At 71.6% G+C, this 14,940-nt stretch carries 14 protein-coding genes and 1 pseudogene; 9 read left to right on the top strand and 6 right to left on the bottom strand.

Features of this window, described 5'->3' with window-relative positions:
- Window positions 1–82: 82 nt before the first annotated feature.
- The 4 genes from araD to CA983_RS14785 form a co-directional block, all read right to left on the bottom strand.
- Window positions 83–1,813 (bottom strand): L-arabinonate dehydratase, encoded by a 1,731-nt coding sequence (araD, locus tag CA983_RS14800; RefSeq protein WP_086601364.1) that lies wholly within the window; start codon window positions 1,811–1,813, stop codon window positions 83–85.
- On the bottom strand, window positions 1,810–2,721 hold the full coding sequence (locus tag CA983_RS14795; RefSeq protein WP_086601363.1) for a dihydrodipicolinate synthase family protein: 912 nt from the start codon (window positions 2,719–2,721) through the stop codon (window positions 1,810–1,812). Before CA983_RS14795 ends, araD begins: the two co-directional genes overlap by 4 nt.
- Complete coding sequence (locus tag CA983_RS14790; protein ID WP_086601362.1) at window positions 2,718–3,377, bottom strand: GntR family transcriptional regulator; 660 nt, start codon at window positions 3,375–3,377, stop codon at window positions 2,718–2,720. Before CA983_RS14790 ends, CA983_RS14795 begins: the two co-directional genes overlap by 4 nt.
- Before the next feature lie 152 nt (window positions 3,378–3,529).
- Window positions 3,530–4,126: a TIGR03086 family metal-binding protein gene (locus CA983_RS14785; RefSeq protein WP_086601361.1), complete on the bottom strand. Its 597-nt coding sequence runs from the start codon at window positions 4,124–4,126 to the stop codon at window positions 3,530–3,532.
- A 131-nt stretch (window positions 4,127–4,257) separates the two neighbouring features.
- Here CA983_RS14785 and CA983_RS14780 point away from each other — a divergent pair.
- A pseudogene (locus tag CA983_RS14780) lies at window positions 4,258–5,497 on the top strand (MFS transporter).
- 118 nt (window positions 5,498–5,615) lie between these two features.
- Here CA983_RS14780 and CA983_RS14775 read toward each other — a convergent pair.
- Complete coding sequence (locus CA983_RS14775; protein ID WP_086601360.1) at window positions 5,616–6,782, bottom strand: hypothetical protein; 1,167 nt, start codon at window positions 6,780–6,782, stop codon at window positions 5,616–5,618.
- Window positions 6,779–7,720, bottom strand: coding sequence for a 5-dehydro-4-deoxyglucarate dehydratase (locus CA983_RS14770; RefSeq protein ID WP_086601359.1), 942 nt, complete (start codon window positions 7,718–7,720; stop codon window positions 6,779–6,781). Before CA983_RS14770 ends, CA983_RS14775 begins: the two co-directional genes overlap by 4 nt.
- A gap of 221 nt (window positions 7,721–7,941) precedes the next feature.
- Here CA983_RS14770 and CA983_RS14765 point away from each other — a divergent pair, with 221 nt between their 5' ends.
- The 8 genes from CA983_RS14765 to CA983_RS14730 form a co-directional block, all read left to right on the top strand.
- The gene (locus CA983_RS14765) at window positions 7,942–8,751 is read left to right on the top strand and encodes an NAD-dependent epimerase/dehydratase family protein (protein ID WP_086601358.1); all 810 of its coding nucleotides are present in this window, start codon (window positions 7,942–7,944) and stop codon (window positions 8,749–8,751) included.
- A 312-nt stretch (window positions 8,752–9,063) separates the two neighbouring features.
- Complete coding sequence (locus CA983_RS14760) at window positions 9,064–9,831, top strand: DeoR/GlpR family DNA-binding transcription regulator (RefSeq protein ID WP_086601374.1); 768 nt, start codon at window positions 9,064–9,066, stop codon at window positions 9,829–9,831.
- A 78-nt stretch (window positions 9,832–9,909) separates the two neighbouring features.
- Window positions 9,910–11,283, top strand: coding sequence for an ABC transporter substrate-binding protein (locus tag CA983_RS14755; protein ID WP_086601357.1), 1,374 nt, complete (start codon window positions 9,910–9,912; stop codon window positions 11,281–11,283).
- Window positions 11,280–12,221: a carbohydrate ABC transporter permease gene (locus tag CA983_RS14750; protein ID WP_086601356.1), complete on the top strand. Its 942-nt coding sequence runs from the start codon at window positions 11,280–11,282 to the stop codon at window positions 12,219–12,221. Before CA983_RS14755 ends, CA983_RS14750 begins: the two co-directional genes overlap by 4 nt.
- Window positions 12,218–13,069 carry a carbohydrate ABC transporter permease gene (locus CA983_RS14745; RefSeq protein ID WP_086601355.1) on the top strand — a complete coding sequence of 284 codons (852 nt, stop codon included), beginning with the start codon at window positions 12,218–12,220 and terminating at the stop codon, window positions 13,067–13,069. Before CA983_RS14750 ends, CA983_RS14745 begins: the two co-directional genes overlap by 4 nt.
- On the top strand, window positions 13,066–14,055 hold the full coding sequence (locus CA983_RS14740) for a zinc-dependent alcohol dehydrogenase family protein (protein ID WP_086601354.1): 990 nt from the start codon (window positions 13,066–13,068) through the stop codon (window positions 14,053–14,055). The genes CA983_RS14745 and CA983_RS14740 overlap by 4 nt, the downstream gene beginning before the upstream one ends.
- A gap of 72 nt (window positions 14,056–14,127) precedes the next feature.
- Complete coding sequence (locus CA983_RS14735) at window positions 14,128–14,349, top strand: hypothetical protein (protein ID WP_086601353.1); 222 nt, start codon at window positions 14,128–14,130, stop codon at window positions 14,347–14,349.
- A gap of 55 nt (window positions 14,350–14,404) precedes the next feature.
- On the top strand, window positions 14,405–14,940 hold a 536-nt coding region (locus CA983_RS14730), incomplete at its 3' end, for a TerD family protein (protein WP_167407374.1).

The raw sequence follows: 14,940 nt of genomic DNA, 5'->3' as shown, positions 1-14,940 counted from the left end.
ACGTCGTGCGTGCGCGGGAAGCGCTTTCTTCCTGTGCAGGGTCGTGCCGGGTCGTGCTGAGGTGCGTGGGTGGTGCGGTCGTTCAGCTCGCGTACGGGTCGGCGGCCCGGCCCGGACGGGCGAGGAACTCGAAGTCGCAGCCGGTGTCGGCCTGCGTGATCTGCTCGTTGTAGAGCGCGCCGTAGCCGCGCTCGTACCGGGCGGGCGGCGGCGTCCAATCCGCCCTCCTGCGCTCCAACTCCTCGTCGTCAACGTTGAGTTGGAGGATCCTGGCCTCGACGTCCAGGGTGATCGGATCACCGCTGCGGACCAGGGCCAGCGGCCCGCCGACGTACGACTCGGGCGCGATGTGCAGTGCGCACGCGCCGTAGCTCGTGCCGCTCATCCGGGCGTCGGAGATCCGGACCATGTCCCGTACGCCCTGCTTCAACAGGCGGTCGGGGATCGGCAGCATGCCGTACTCGGGCATGCCCGGGCCGCCCTTGGGTCCGGCGTTGCGCAGCACCAGCACGCTGTCGGCGGTGATGTTCAGCTCGGGGTCGTTGATCGTGCGCTGCATGGTCCTGTAGTCGTCGAAGACGACCGCGGGACCGGTGTGCTTGAGCAGGTGGCGCTCGGCGGCGATGTGCTTGATGACGGCGCCGTCGGGGCAGAGGTTGCCGCGCAGCACGGCGACCCCGCCCTCGTCGGCGACCGGGTTCTCACGGGGGCGGATGACATCGTCGTTGTGGACGACGGCGCCCTCGATCTGCTCTCCCAGGGTGCCGTTGACGGTGGGCCGGTCCAGGTGCAGCAGGTCGGTGATCCGCGAGAGGAAGGCGGGCAGACCACCGGCGAAGTAGAAGTCCTCCATGAGGTACGTCTGTCCGCCGGGCCGGACGTTGGCGAGCACCGGTACGGTGCGGGCGATGCGGTCGAAGTCGTCGAGGGTGAGCTCGACCCGGCAGCGTCCGGCCATCGCGATCAGGTGGATGACGGCGTTGGTGGAGCCGCCGAGCCCGAGCACCGTGGTGACGGCGTCCTCGAAGGCATCGCGGGTGAGGATCCGGGACGGCTTGAGCGCGGTCCAGGCGAGCTCCACGGCACGGCGCCCGGAGGCGGCGGCCATCCGCTCGTGCCCGGAGTCGACGGCCGGGATCGAGGAGGCACCCGGCAGCGTCATGCCGAGGGCTTCCGCCGCCGCGGTCATCGTCGACGCGGTCCCCATGGTCATGCAGTGGCCGGGTGAACGCGCCAACCCGCCCTGCAGCTCCCGCAGTTCGCAGTCGGTCAGATTGCCCGCGCGGTGCTCGTCCCAGTACTTCCACATGTCGGTGCCGGACCCGAGCGTCTCACCGCGCCAGTGGCCCGGCAGCATCGGCCCCGCGGGCACGAAGAGGGCCGGTACGTCGGCCGAGGCCGCCCCCATGAGCAGCGCGGGCGTCGACTTGTCGCAGCCGCCGAGCAGCACCGCGGCGTCGATCGGGTACGACCGCAGCAGCTCCTCCGTCTCCATCGCGAGCAGGTTGCGGTAGAGCATCGGGGTCGGCTTCTGGTACGTCTCGGAGAGCGTGGCGACCGGGAACTCCAGCGGGAAGCCGCCGGCCTGCCACACCCCCCGCTTGACCGCCTCGGCGCGCTCGCGCAGATGGACGTGGCAGGGGTTGATGTCGGACCAGGTGTTCAGGACGGCGATCACCGGGCGGCCCTGGTACTCCTCCGCCTCGTAACCGAGCTGGCGCATCCGGGCGTTGTGCGACCAGGTGCGCAGCTGGCCCTCGGCGCCGTACCACTGGTGGCTCCTGAGGTCCTCGGGACGCAGTCTGCCGGTCATATCGACCACCCCGCGGCGATCGCGGCGACCTCGGCGCGCTCGCTCTCGGGCAGCGTCCGGCTCGGCGGGCGGACCTCGCGGCGGCACAGCCCGAGGGAGGCGAGGGCCTCCTTGACGACGGTGACGTTGTTGGCGGAGCCGTTGGCGGCGCGCAGTTCCTCGAAGCGGCGGATCTGCTCCCAGACCTTCATGGCGGCCGGGTAGTCGCCGGAGCGCAGCGCCTCGATCATGTTGAGGGAGACGGCCGGGGCGACGTTGACGAGCCCGGAGGTGAAGCCGGTGGCGCCCGCGGAGAAGTAGGAGGGCGCGTAGGGCTCGGCGAGGCCGGCCACCCACACGAACCGCTCCAGCCCGGCGTCCCGGGCGAAGGCGGCGAACCTGGCGGCGTCCGGGACGGCGTACTTCACGCCGATGACGTTCGGGCAGGCGTCGGCGAGTTCGGCGAGGCGGGCGCCGGTGAGCTGCGCGTTGCGGATGTAGGGGACGACGCCCAGCTCGGGCACGGCCTCGGCGACGGCGCGGTGGTAGTCGACCCAGCCGTCCTGGGAGACGTAGGGGTGGACGGGCTGGTGGACCATCACCATCTGGGCGCCGAGGTCACGGGCGTGCCGGGCGGAGGCGACGGCGGTCGGGATGTCGTGCCCGACGCCGACCAGGACGACGGCCCGCTCCCCGGCCTCGTCGATCGTCAACTCCGTGACGAGCCGGCGCTCTTCGGGGGTCAGGGCGTAGAACTCGCCGGTGTTGCCGTTCGGGGTGAGGGTCGTGATGCCGCCGTCGAGCAGGCGGCGCAGCAGGGCCCGGTAGGTGTCCTGCGCGACGGAGCCGTCCTCGGCGAACGGCGTCACCGGGATGGCCACCACGTCGGCCAGGGCCGCCCGCTGGGTCTCGAACGCCACGCTGCTCATTCCTGACCTTCCTGTTCCAGTTCTGCCTGGGGGAAAGCACGCTGCACGAAGGACGCGATGTGGGAGTGGAGGGCGCGTGCCGCGCCGTCGGCGTCGCCGTCGAGGGCGAGCCGGAGGATCTCGCGGTGCTCGCCGGCCTCCCGGTCCCAGGAGGGTGATGCGGCCCACGCGACGGCGGAGACGAGGGCGGCCTGGTCGCGGACCTCGTCGAGCATCCGGCCGAGCAGCGGGTTCCCGCAGGGCAGGTACAGGGCGCGGTGGAACTCCCGGTTGGCGAGGGAGCGTTCGGCGGTGTCGGTGGCGGCGTCGGCCCTGGTCAGCGCCTCCCGGGCGACGTCCAGGGAGGCACCGCGCCGCACGGCGCGCCGCAGCGCCTCGGGTTCCAGCAGCAGCCGCACGTCGTAGACCTCGCGCGCCATGTCCGCGTCCACCATGCGCACCGTGACGCCCTTGTACTGGCTCATCACGACCAGCCCGGTCCCGGCGAGGGTCTTGAGCGCCTCGCGCACCGGGGTCTTCGACACCCCGAACTGCGCGGCGAGCTCGGTCTCGACCAGCGCCTGGCCCGGCGTCAACTGCCCGGTGAGGATGCGGTGTTTGATCCCCTCCAGCACGTACTGCGTGCGGGAGGGAATCGGCGTGGGCACAGAGGTCATGCGCGCCTCTCGGATCTCGCGTCCCCCGGGGGATCGCGTATCGGATCTCGCGTATCGCGTCTCATATATGACGTACGAAGTACGACGCGATGACGTTAAGAGGGCGCGTTTGTTTCGTCAATGCTTCTGACGAAGGAAGTAGCAATCGCTTTCTACGACCTGGGCTTCCACCCCGGATCCCGCCCGCTCAGGGCCACCGCACGGTCCAGCAGGGGCGCGTCCGCCTCGACGGGGACGACGGGGCCGAAGATCTGGCCCCGGTCGGGGTCGTCGACCGACGCGGCGAGGAAGTCGTGGCAGGTCCGGAGCGCGGCCGGGTCGGGGGTGTACGCCTGGCCGGTCGCGCGGGCCAGGTCCCAGCCGTGGATCACCAGCTCGTCGGTGGCGACGAGCCCCGCGATCTCGCCGGGCAGGTCGACGCCCCCGGCCCGGGTCATGCCGGTCCAGGCTGCCGGGTCCCGCCAGGCCTCGGCCAGTTCGGCGAGGACCTTGGGCAGCTCCTCGCGCCAGCCGGGCCCGATGTCCGGGAGCGCGGAGTCCGGGCTGGTGTCGGTCGTGACACCGAGGTCCTTGCGGCCGGCGTCACGGAAGGCGACGGTCAGCCCGACCAGGTGGCCCAGCAGGTTGCGCACCGCGTACTCCGGGCAGGGCGTCGGGTCCGCCAGTTGCTCGTCGGTGACGCCTTCGGCCAGGCGGGCCAGAACCGCCGTCTGGGGCCCCAGGTCGAGGGTCGGGGTGGTGTCGGTCATCCGCTGTTCCTCCTGGTGTGGTTCCTGGGAGGTAGACCGACGGCGACCGCGGAACTCATCGCCCGGCCGCCCGTTTTCCACGGCACCTTCCCGATCCCCGCTCACGGGCCTCAGAGCCACGATGACCAGGCATGACGAACAGAACGACCTGGCCCGTGGTGCGTGTCCTGCGCGACCGCGACGCCGGGCTCTGCCTCTCCGGCGTGGTGGTCTCCGGCTTCGGCACCTCGGCGCTGTGGCCGGCGTCCGGGGTGTGGGTCAAGGACCTCACCGGCTCGGACGGCCTGGCCGCGCTGTGCGTGCTCGCCCTGTGGCTGCCGACCCTGGCCGGACCCCTGCTGGGCACCCTCGCCGACCGGGTCCGCCGCAAACCGCTGCTGATCGGCGTGAACCTGCTGCTGGGCGCCCTGGTGCTCGCCCTCGTGGGCGTCGACGCCCCGGGCGACCTGTGGCTGCTGTACGCGGTGCTAGTTCGTATACGGCGCGGCGGGCGTCGTCCACGACGCGGCCGAGTCGGCGCTGGTGGCGACCGCCGTCGATCCGGCCCTGCTCGGCGACGTCAACGGTCTGCGCATGACGGCCGACGAGGGCATGAAACTCCTGGCCCCCCTGGCGGGCGCCGGCCTGTACACGGCGTACGGCGGCGCGAGCGTCGCCCTCCTGGACGCGGCGACGTTCGTCCTGGCCACGGGCCTGTACGCGGTGCTGCGGGTACGGGAGGGGAAGCCGGCGCCGCCCACCGGCAGCCCCCGGGAGCGGACCGCCGAGGGCGCCCGCCACCTGTGGGCGCACCCCGTGCTGCGCCCCCTGGTCCTGGCCGACGGCGCCACCATGCTGTGCGCCGGCCTGAACGGCGCGATGCTCTACGCCGTCGTCGACGACCTCGGCCGCTCCCCCGCGTACGCCGGTGTGCTGTACGCCGTGCAGGGCGCCGGGTCGGTCGCGGTCGGGCTGCTCTCCGGCACCGCCCTGCGCCGCCTGGGCGCGGGGCGCTGCGCGGCGTTCGGCATCGCCCTGCCGGCTCTCGCGGTGGCCCTGCGGGCGGTGCCGTCCGACCCTTTGACGCTGGCGTGCAGCGCGGCGATCGGGGCGGGGCTGCCCGCGGTGCTGATCGCCACGCTGACGTCCGTGCAGCGCGAGACGCCGGGCCCGTTGCTGGGCCGGGTCACCGCCACCGCCAACACGCTGGTCTACGCCCCGAACGTCGCCGGGCCGGCCACCGGAGCGGCCCTGGTCGAGCTGGCGAGCCACCGGCTGGTGCTGGTGGCCCTGGGCGTCGCCCTGCTGCTGACGGCGGTGCCGCTGTTTCAGCGCCCGGCCAGGGCGGAGCGGACCGTCTCCAGGTCGCCGTCGGACGCCAACCCGGCGTGATACAGCCGCAGTTCGGTGGCGCCCAGCCGCCGGGGCGGCCCTGGTCGAGCTGGTGAGCTACCGGCTGGTGCTGGTGGCCCTGGGCGTGACCCTGCTGGCGACGGCGGCCCCCGCTGTTTCAGCGCCCGGCGAGAGCGGAGCGGACCGTCTCCAGGTCGCCGTCGGACGCCAACCCGGCGTGATACAACCGGAGTTCGGTGGCGCCGAGCCGCCGTGCCTCGGCCGCGTCGGCGGCGAGCGTGCCGGGGCTGCCGCCCATGCCGGAGACGACGGTGAAGTTGGCGGCGATGACCGCGCCCTCCTTGCCCTGCCGGGCGAACGGCGTCAGGGTGCCGGTGCCGCCCGCGCAGGGCACGACCACACCGTCCGCGACGGACAGGATGTGCGCGGGGTCGACCCCCGGGTTGGCACCGACGTGGTACGACACCGGGTCCGCGTGCAGCAGCACCTGGAAGCCGTCGGGCGCGGCCGCCCGGACCGCCGCCACGGTCTCCTCCTGGAGCGTGCGGGCGGTTTTGTCGCGGTACGCGCGCGTGGTGTTCGCGAGCGTCTCACCGAGGAGCTTCTCGACGCCCGTCCAGCCTCCGTCGGAGGGCGTCACCTCCTGCCACACCGGCTCCAGCGCGGTCCGTACGGCGGCGGCCAGCTCGTCCGCGTCCAGGCCGTACCGTCCGTAGCCCTCCCGGCAGGCCGGGCAGAAGCACAGCGCCATCAGGTACTGCCCGGCGTCGCCGAGGCCGACGCCGCCGGTCTTGTCGTGGGCGTGCAGATGCTGCAGGCCGTACCAGCCGAGGGACTCCAGCTCGGTCCCGCGCGCCCCGGGCCGTACGGCCGCCTCCGCCGCCAGGTCGGTCAGGTACGCACGCGTGGCGGGCTGCGCGATGCACGGCGCCCAGGGGTAGTGGTCGCCGTAGGCGTTGACGACCGAGGTGTCCGGGTGCTCGGCGCCCAGGCGGGAATTGTGTGCGAGGACGACCCAGGTGTGCACCTCCAGGCCGGCGTCCGCGAGGGCGGCGGCGGCCTCACCGAAGGCGTCCCCGGGGGCCCAGTCACCGGCCGCGTAGGGGCGCAGCTCCCGCCCGTCCCAGCGGTCGCCCGCCGGGTAGAGCACGGCGGCGTGCTCGGCGGTGACGATGCGGTGGCGCGGGTGGCGGGGCGTGAGCGCGCGGGTGGAGTGGTAGGCGGCGGCGAGCGTCACCTGCTCCACGCCGAGCGCGGCGATCCGCGCGGGTGCCTCCGGGTCCCCGTTGACGTCCCAGGGGTAGACGAATGCCGACGCCTTCACTTGGCCTCCTCAAGCAGCGCGTAGCCGCGCTCGATCACTTCGGCGAGCTGCTTGACATGATCCTCGGTCGGTTCGTGCAGCGGGGGCCGTACCTCCCCCACGTCCAGTCCGCGCAGCCGTACGCCGGCCTTGACGAGGGCGACGGCGTAGCCGCGGCCCTGGGCGCGCAGTTCGACGAAGGGGCGGTAGAAGCCGTCCAGCAGCTTCTCCACCACGCTGTCGTCGCCGCTGCGGAGCGCCTGGTGGAAGGCGAGGGCGATCTCCGGCGCGAAGCAGAACACGGCGGACGAGTAGAGCGTGACGCCGAGGGCGCGGTAGGCGAGCTGGGTCTGTTCGGCGGTCGGCAGGCCGTTGAAGTAGAGGAAGTCGCCGGGGACCTCGGAGCGTACGGCGCTGACGATGCGCTGCATGAGGTCGAGGTCGCCGAGCCCGTCCTTGAGGCCGATGATCCCGTCCGTGCGGGCGAGTCCGACGACGGTCTCGGGGGTGAAGACGGCGTTGTCGCGCTGGTAGACGACCACGGGCAGGGAGGTCGCGGCGGCGATCTCCCGGTAGTGCCGCAGCAGCCCCTCCTGCCCGGCGACGACGAGGTACGGCGGCATGGCGAGCAGCCCGTCCGCCCCGGCCGCCTCGGCGAGGCGGGCGTAGCGCACGGCGAGCGCGGTGCCGTACCCGGCGCCCGCGACGACCGGCACCCGCCCCTCGGCCGCCTCGACGGCGACCCGTACGCACGCCTCGAACTCCTCGGGGGTGAGCGCGTGGAACTCACCGGTGCCGCAGCAGGCGAACACGGCGGCGGCTCCGGCGTCGACCCCGCGGCGCACGTGCGTGCGGTAGGTGTCGAGGTCCACGGAGCCGTCGGGGCCGTAGGCGGTGACCGGGAAGAACAGCGGTCCGCTGGGGATGTCGAGCCGAGCGGCGAGAGGGGCTGACGTCACAAGCTCTCCCGGTTCCATATTCATGATTGCCGTCTATAAGTCTGAACGCCTCCACGCTAAAGTGCCTCCTCGACGTCGGTCAAGCGGACGAACCCGCCACGCACCAGCGGATTCGCTCCTCTCGGGGCATACTTGACGGGCTCACTCCAGATCCTTAGCGTGTCCACGCATATGAATGCCGTGCACTCATCTGCACGGTGGGAGATTCAAGGAGACCGAGGATGCCCGCTCCCCGCACCGTCCTGCTCACCGGCGCCGCCGGTGGCCTCGGCACCCTGATGCGGGGCCTGCTCCCGGACTACGGCTACGAGCTGCGCCTGCTCGACATGCGACCGATCGAGGGCGCCCCGGACGCGATCACCGCCGACCTCTCCGACCAGGACGCCGTGCGCGAGGCGGTCCGCGACGTCGACGCGATCATCCACCTCGCGGGCATCTCCCTGGAAGCCCCCTTCGAGAAGATCCTCAAGGCGAACATCGAGGGCACATACCACCTGTACGAGGCCGCCCGCGAGGAGGGCGTCGGCCGGATCGTCTTCGCCTCCTCCAACCACGCCGTCGGCTACACCCCGCGCCCCCAGGGCGACGACCCCCTGATCCCGGTCGACACCCCCCGCCGCCCGGACACCTTCTACGGCCTGTCCAAGTGCTTCGGCGAGGACCTCGCGCAGCTCTACTGGGACAAGCACGGCCTGGAGACGGTCTCGGTGCGGATCGGCTCCTGCTTCCCCGAGCCGACCAGCGTGCGCATGCTCTCGGTGTGGATGAGCCCCGCCGACGGCGCCCGCCTCTTCCACGCGGCCCTGACCGCCGAGCACGTCGGCCACACCGTCGTCCACGGCTCCTCCGCGAACACCCGGTTGTGGTGGGACCTCACCACCGCCCGGGCGCTCGGCTACGAACCGCAGGACGACTCCGAGCCGTGGGCCGAGAAGCTCATCGCCGAGCAGGGCGAGCTGGACCCGGAGAACGAGGCGCACGCCTACCTCGGCGGCCACTTCGTGACGGACCCGCCGATCTGGCCGTACTGACCGGAAAGAGTCGCCGCAAGAGGGCGTGCGGGCAGAGAACGGGCCCGCCCGCCCGGGCATCCGGGCACGGACCGGATACGGTCGGACGGCGCCCTCAGGGGCGCGGGGAACTGCGCGACCAGCCACAACGCACCCGCGGACGGCCACGACTGCCCCGCCGCACGCCCCGCAGGTCCGGGACCGAACGGGCACACACGGGCAGGATCACTTCCGCAACAGACCTGGCCGCCGCGGAACACCCGCTGTAGAACTTCCCCCATGGCCTGACCGAGGGCCCGAACGGGCAGCACAGCAGGAAGGCGGGTGACGGCCATGAACAGAACCGCGGAAGAACGCCAGCGCGAGATCGTGCTGGCCGCACGCCGTGCCGGCTCCGTCGACGTCAGCGCCCTCGCCGCCGAACTGGGCGTGGCCAAGGAGACCGTACGGCGGGACCTGCGCGTTCTGGAGGACCACGGCCTGCTCCGCCGCACCCATGGCGGCGCCTACCCGGTGGAGAGCGCCGGCTTCGAGACGACGCTCGCCTTCCGCGCCACCAGCCACGTCCCCGAGAAGCGCCGCATCGCGGCCGCGGCCGCCGAACTGCTCGGCGACGCCGAGACCGTCTTCGTCGACGAGGGCTTCACCCCCCAGCTCATCGCCGAGGCACTCCCCCGGGACAGGCCGCTGACCGTGGTCACCGCGTCCCTGCCGGTCGCCGGCGCGCTCGCCGGGACCGACACCGTGTCCGTCCTCCTGCTCGGCGGCCGGGTCCGCTCCGGCACCCTCGCCACCGTCGACCACTGGACGACGAAGATGCTGGCCGGTTTCGTCGTCGACCTGGCGTACATCGGCGCCAACGGCATCTCCCGCGAACACGGCCTCACCACCCCCGACCCGGCCGTCAGCGAGGTCAAGACCCAGGCGGTCCGGGCCGCCCGCCGCACGGTCTTCGCGGGCGTGCACACCAAGTTCGGAGCGGTCAGCTTCTGCCGGTTCGCCGAGGTCGGCGCACTGGAGACGATCGTGACGAGCACGCTGCTGCCGGCCGCCGAGGCCCACCGCTACTCACTGCTCGGCCCACAGGTCATCCGAGTCTGACCACCGTCTCCCGTTCCCCACAGGGCTCAGCCACGCCCTGCCATGCCCCTTATCTCCCCATACATCCAGGAGCGATCCATGCGAACCCAGAGCCGACGACGGCCACCGCGAGCCACGCTCGCCGCGGCCGCCGCAGGGACGCTGCYCGCCCCGCTGCTCTCCGGCTGCTGGGTCGGGGCGGGCGGGGCCGGATCCGGCGGCGACGCCATCAACGTCCTGATGGTCAACAACCCACAGATGGTCGAGCTGCAGAAGCTCACCCGCGCCCACTTCACCAAAGAGACCGGCATCAAGGTCAACTTCACCGTCCTGCCCGAGAACGACGTCCGCGACAAGATCAGCCAGGACTTCGCCAACCAGGCCGGCCAGTACGACGTCGCCACGCTGTCCAACTACGAGATACCGATCTACGCCCGCAACGGCTGGCTGCACGAGATGAACAGCTACGTCGCGAAGGACCCGGGCTACGACGAGCAGGACATCCTCAAGCCGATGCGCCAGTCCCTCACCGGGGACGACGGCAAGCTCTACGGGCAGCCCTTCTACGGCGAGTCCTCGTTCCTGATGTACCGCAAGGACGTGTTCGAGAAGAAGGGCCTGACGATGCCCGCGCACCCCACCTGGCAGCAGGTGGCGGACCTCGCGGCCGAGGCGGACGGCGCCGAACCGGGCATGAAGGGCATCTGCCTGCGCGGCCTGCCCGGCTGGGGCGAGGTGATGGCACCCCTGACCACCGTCGTGAACACCTTCGGCGGCACCTGGTTCGACAAGAACTGGAAGGCGCGGCTCGACTCCCCCGCCTTCGAGAAGGCGACGAAGTTCTATGTCGACCTGGTCCGCGAGCACGGCGAGTCCGGCGCCGCCCAGTCCGGATTCGCCGAGTGCCTGAACAACATGACCCAGGGCAAGGTCGCCATGTGGTACGACGCCACCTCCGCGGCCGGATCCCTGGAGGCGGCGAATTCCCCGGTCAAGGGCAAGATCGGCTATGCCCCCGCACCCGTGGAGAAGACCGAGTCCTCCGGCTGGCTCTACACCTGGGCCTGGGGCATCCAGCAGGCCTCCCGCAACTCCGACGACGCCTGGAAGTTCGTCTCCTGGGCGTCCGGCAAGGAGTACGAGCAGCTGGTCGGCGACGAGATCGGCTGGTCCAACGTCCCGGCCGGCAAGCGGGCCTCGACATACGCCAACGCCGACTACCGCAAAGAGGCCGCCGCCTTCCAGGAGATGACCAAGGAGGCCATCGAGGGGGCCCGGCCCCATGATCCCGGCGTGCAGCCGCGGCCCGCGCCCGGCATCCAGTTCGTCGGCATCCCCGAGTTCACCGACCTCGGCACCAAGGTCTCCCAGGAGATCAGCGCGGCCATCGCCGGACGCCAGTCCGTCGAGTCGGCCCTGAAGAAGTCGCAGGCGCTCGCCGAGAAGATCTCCGAGGAGTACGAGGGACGATGACCGCCACGACAACGGCCCCCCTGGCCGCTCCCGAGACCCGCACCCCGGTCCGCCGGCCCTCCGCCCGCCTGCGCGCCTGGGCCACCCGCGCCCCGCTGCTCCCCGCCCTGATCTTCATGATCGTGGTCACCCAGCTGCCGTTCGTGGCCACGCTGGTGATCTCCTTCTTCGACTGGAACTCCCTCTATCCCGACGCCCGGCACTTCACGGGCCTCGACAACTACCACGAGGTCCTCACCGACGCGGACCTGCGCCAGTCGGTGTGGACGACCGTCCTGCTGACGGTGGCGGTGGTCCTGGCCAGCCTGGTGCTGGGCCTCCTGCTGGCACTGCTGCTGGACCGGAGGTTCCGCGGCCGGGGCATCGTACGGACACTGCTGATCGCACCCTTCCTGGTGGTACCGGTCGCGGCGGCCCTGCTATGGAAGCATGTGCTCTACAACCCCGAATACGGCCTGTTCAACGGGTTGTTGCACTATGTGGGCGGCCCACAGCCCGACTGGATCTCCAACACCCCGCTGCTCGCGGTCGAAGCGTCGCTCGTCTGGCAGTGGACGCCGTTCATGATGCTCATCCTGCTGGCCGGCCTGCAGAGCCGTGACCACCAGCAGATCGAGGCGGCCCGGGTCGACGGCGCGAGCGACTGGCAGATCTTCGTCCACCTGACGCTCCCGCATCTGCGCCGCTACCTCGAACTGGGCGCCCTGCTGGGCTCGATCTACATCGTCCAGAACTTCGACGCGGTCTTCACGATCACGTCCGGCGGCCTGGGCACCGCCAACCTCCCCTACACCGTCTACCAGAGCTTCTACCAGGCCCACGAGAACGGCCTCGCCTCGGCCGCGGGCGTCCTGGTCGTCATCGGCTCGATCGTCATCGCGACCTTCGCCCTGCGCGTGGTGTCGTCCCTGTTCCGCGAGGAGATGTCCGGCGCATGAGCACGACCGCCCTGCGTGTGAGCCGTGTCCGAGGCAGAGGTGCGGGCCTGGGCCTGCTGGCCTGGCTGCTCGGCATCGCGTTCTTCCTGCCCATCGCGTGGATGGCGCTGACGTCCTTCCACTCCGAGCAGGACGCGGCGACCAACCCGCCGTCCTTCGCGGCGGCCCTGACCCTGGACGGCTACCGCGAGTTCTTCGGCGCGGGCGGCGGCGCGAGCCCCTGGCCGGCACTGATCAACTCCACGGTCGCGTCCGTGGCCTCGACCCTGCTGGTGCTGCTGCTGGCCTTCCCTGCGGCGTACGCGCTGTCGATCAACCGCGTCCGCAAGTGGACGGACGTCCTGTTCTTCTTCCTCTCCACCAAGATGCTGCCCGCGGTCGCGGCCCTGCTCCCGATCTACCTCTTCGCCAAGAACGCCGGGATGCTCGACAACATCTGGCTGCTGGTCATCCTCTACACCTCCATGAACCTGCCGATCGCGGTGTGGATGATGCAGTCGTTCCTCGCCGAGATCCCGGTCGCGGTGATCGAGGCGGCCCGGGTGGACGGGGCGAGGCTGCCGACGATCCTGGCCCGCATCGTGGCCCCGATCTCGCTGCCCGGCATCGCGGCGACCGCCCTGATCTGCTTCATCTTCAGCTGGAACGAACTGCTCTTCGCCCGGGTGCTGACCGGCGTGGTCGCCGAGACCGCCCCCGTCTTCCTGACCGGCTTCATCACCAGCCAGGGCCTGTTCCTGGCGAAGGTGTGCGCCGCGTCGCTCGTCATCTCCCTGCCGGTGCTCGCCGCGGGGTTCGCCGCCCAGGACAAGCTGGTCCAGGGCCTGTCGTTGGGAGCCGTCAAATGAAGGCCGCCGTCATCGAGTCCGTGGGCAGGGCCGTCGTCGCCGAGGTCCCGGACCCGACGCCAGGGCCGCGCGAGGTCGTCGTCGAGGTCGCGGCCTGCGGGCTGTGCGGCACGGACCTGCACATCCTCCAGGGGGAGTTCGCCCCCAAGCTGCCGATCGTGCCCGGGCACGAGTTCGCGGGCGAGGTGGTCGGGGTCGGCACCCAGGTCACCGAGGTGTCGGTGGGCGACCGGGTCGCGGTCGACCCGTCCCTGTACTGCTACGAGTGCCGCTACTGCCGTACCGGCCACAACAACCTCTGCGAACGCTGGGCGGCGATCGGCGTCACGACGGCGGGCGGGGCCGCGAAGTACGCCCTCGCTCCCGTGGCGAACTGCGTGAAGCTCCCCGACCACGTCCGCACGCAGGACGCGGCCCTGGTGGAGCCCCTGTCCTGCGCGGTACGCGGCTACGACGTGCTCCGGTCCCGGCTCGGCGCGCACGTCCTGATCTACGGCTCCGGCACGATGGGCCTGATGATGCTGGAGCTGGCCAAGCGCACGGGCGCGGCGAGCGTGGACGTCGTCGACGTGAACCCGGCCCGCCTGGAGACGGCCCGCCGCCTCGGCGTCTCGGCGTCGGCCGCCAACCCGGACGAACTGGACCGCCCGCAGGGCTGGGACCTGGTCGTCGACGCCACGGGCAACGCGGCGGCGATCCAGGACGGCCTGGACCGGGTGGCGAAGGCGGGCACGTTCCTCCAGTTCGGCGTGGCCGACTACGCGACGCGTGTGACGATCGACCCGTACCGCATTTACAACCAGGAGATCACCATCACCGGCTCGATGGCGGTGCTGCACAGCTTCGAGCGCGCGGCCGAGCTGTTCGCGAACGGGGTGCTCGACCCCGACGTCTTCATCAGCGACCGGATCCCGCTGGAGCGGTACCCGGAGGCGCTGGAGCAGTTCGCGTCGGGGGTCGGCCGCAAGATCGTGGTCGTGCCGTAGGGAACGGACCACCGCGGGCGGGGCGGGCGAAATTCGCTGGGACGCCTGCCCCCGCCCCCCTACGCTCACGGCATGCCACGACCCCACGGATTCACCTATGAGCAGCACGCGGGCGGCACCGTCCGCATCACCCACCACGGCCGCCCCGCCACCACGCTGAACGGCACCCGGGCCGAGCAGTTCATCGCCGAGGTCGAAGCCTCCGACCCCCAGCTCGTCATGGCCCGCTGGACCGGAAACTACAAGCGGGGCAACGAACGCACCGCCCGCGATCACCCCCGCAACCGCCGCTGACCCGAATGGGCGCGAGGTAAGGGAACGGCAAAACCGCCTCGATCGTTCACCCGGCATGACAGCTATGACCCCCGGCTCGAACATCCCCCTGTCCGCCACCCGCGTGGCGGTCGACGTCGCCGCCCCGGTGCGGCTCGACGTATCGGGCCTGCTGCTCACCGCCGACGGCAAGGTGCGCTCCGACGACGACTTCATCTTCTACAACCAGCCTTCGGGCCAGGGCGTGACGTACCGCTCGGGCGGCGGCACCACGCCCGACGCGATCGTGGTCGACACGACGGCCGTGCCCCCGGGCATCGAGAAGATCGTCGTCACGGCGAGCCCGGACGCCGCGGGCCAGACCTTCCGGGGCATCGAACCGACGGCCACGATCCGCAACGCGGACGACAGCTCCGTCCTGGCCTCGTTCACGCCCCCGCAGCTCGGCGACGAGACGGCCCTGGTGATCGTGGAGATCTACCTGCGCAACGGCCAGTGGAAGGCCCGCGCCGTCGGCCAGGGATACGCCAACGGCCTGGCGGGCATCGCAACGGACTTCGGTGTGACGGTGGAGGAGCCGGCCGCCGCGGCCCCGGCCCAGCCGGTGACCCC

This window comes from Streptomyces swartbergensis (assembly GCF_002148965.1).
Taxonomy (GTDB): domain Bacteria; phylum Actinomycetota; class Actinomycetes; order Streptomycetales; family Streptomycetaceae; genus Streptomyces; species Streptomyces swartbergensis.
Note: the sequence above shows the minus strand (reverse complement) of the source record. Positions and strands in the feature narration are given on the sequence as shown.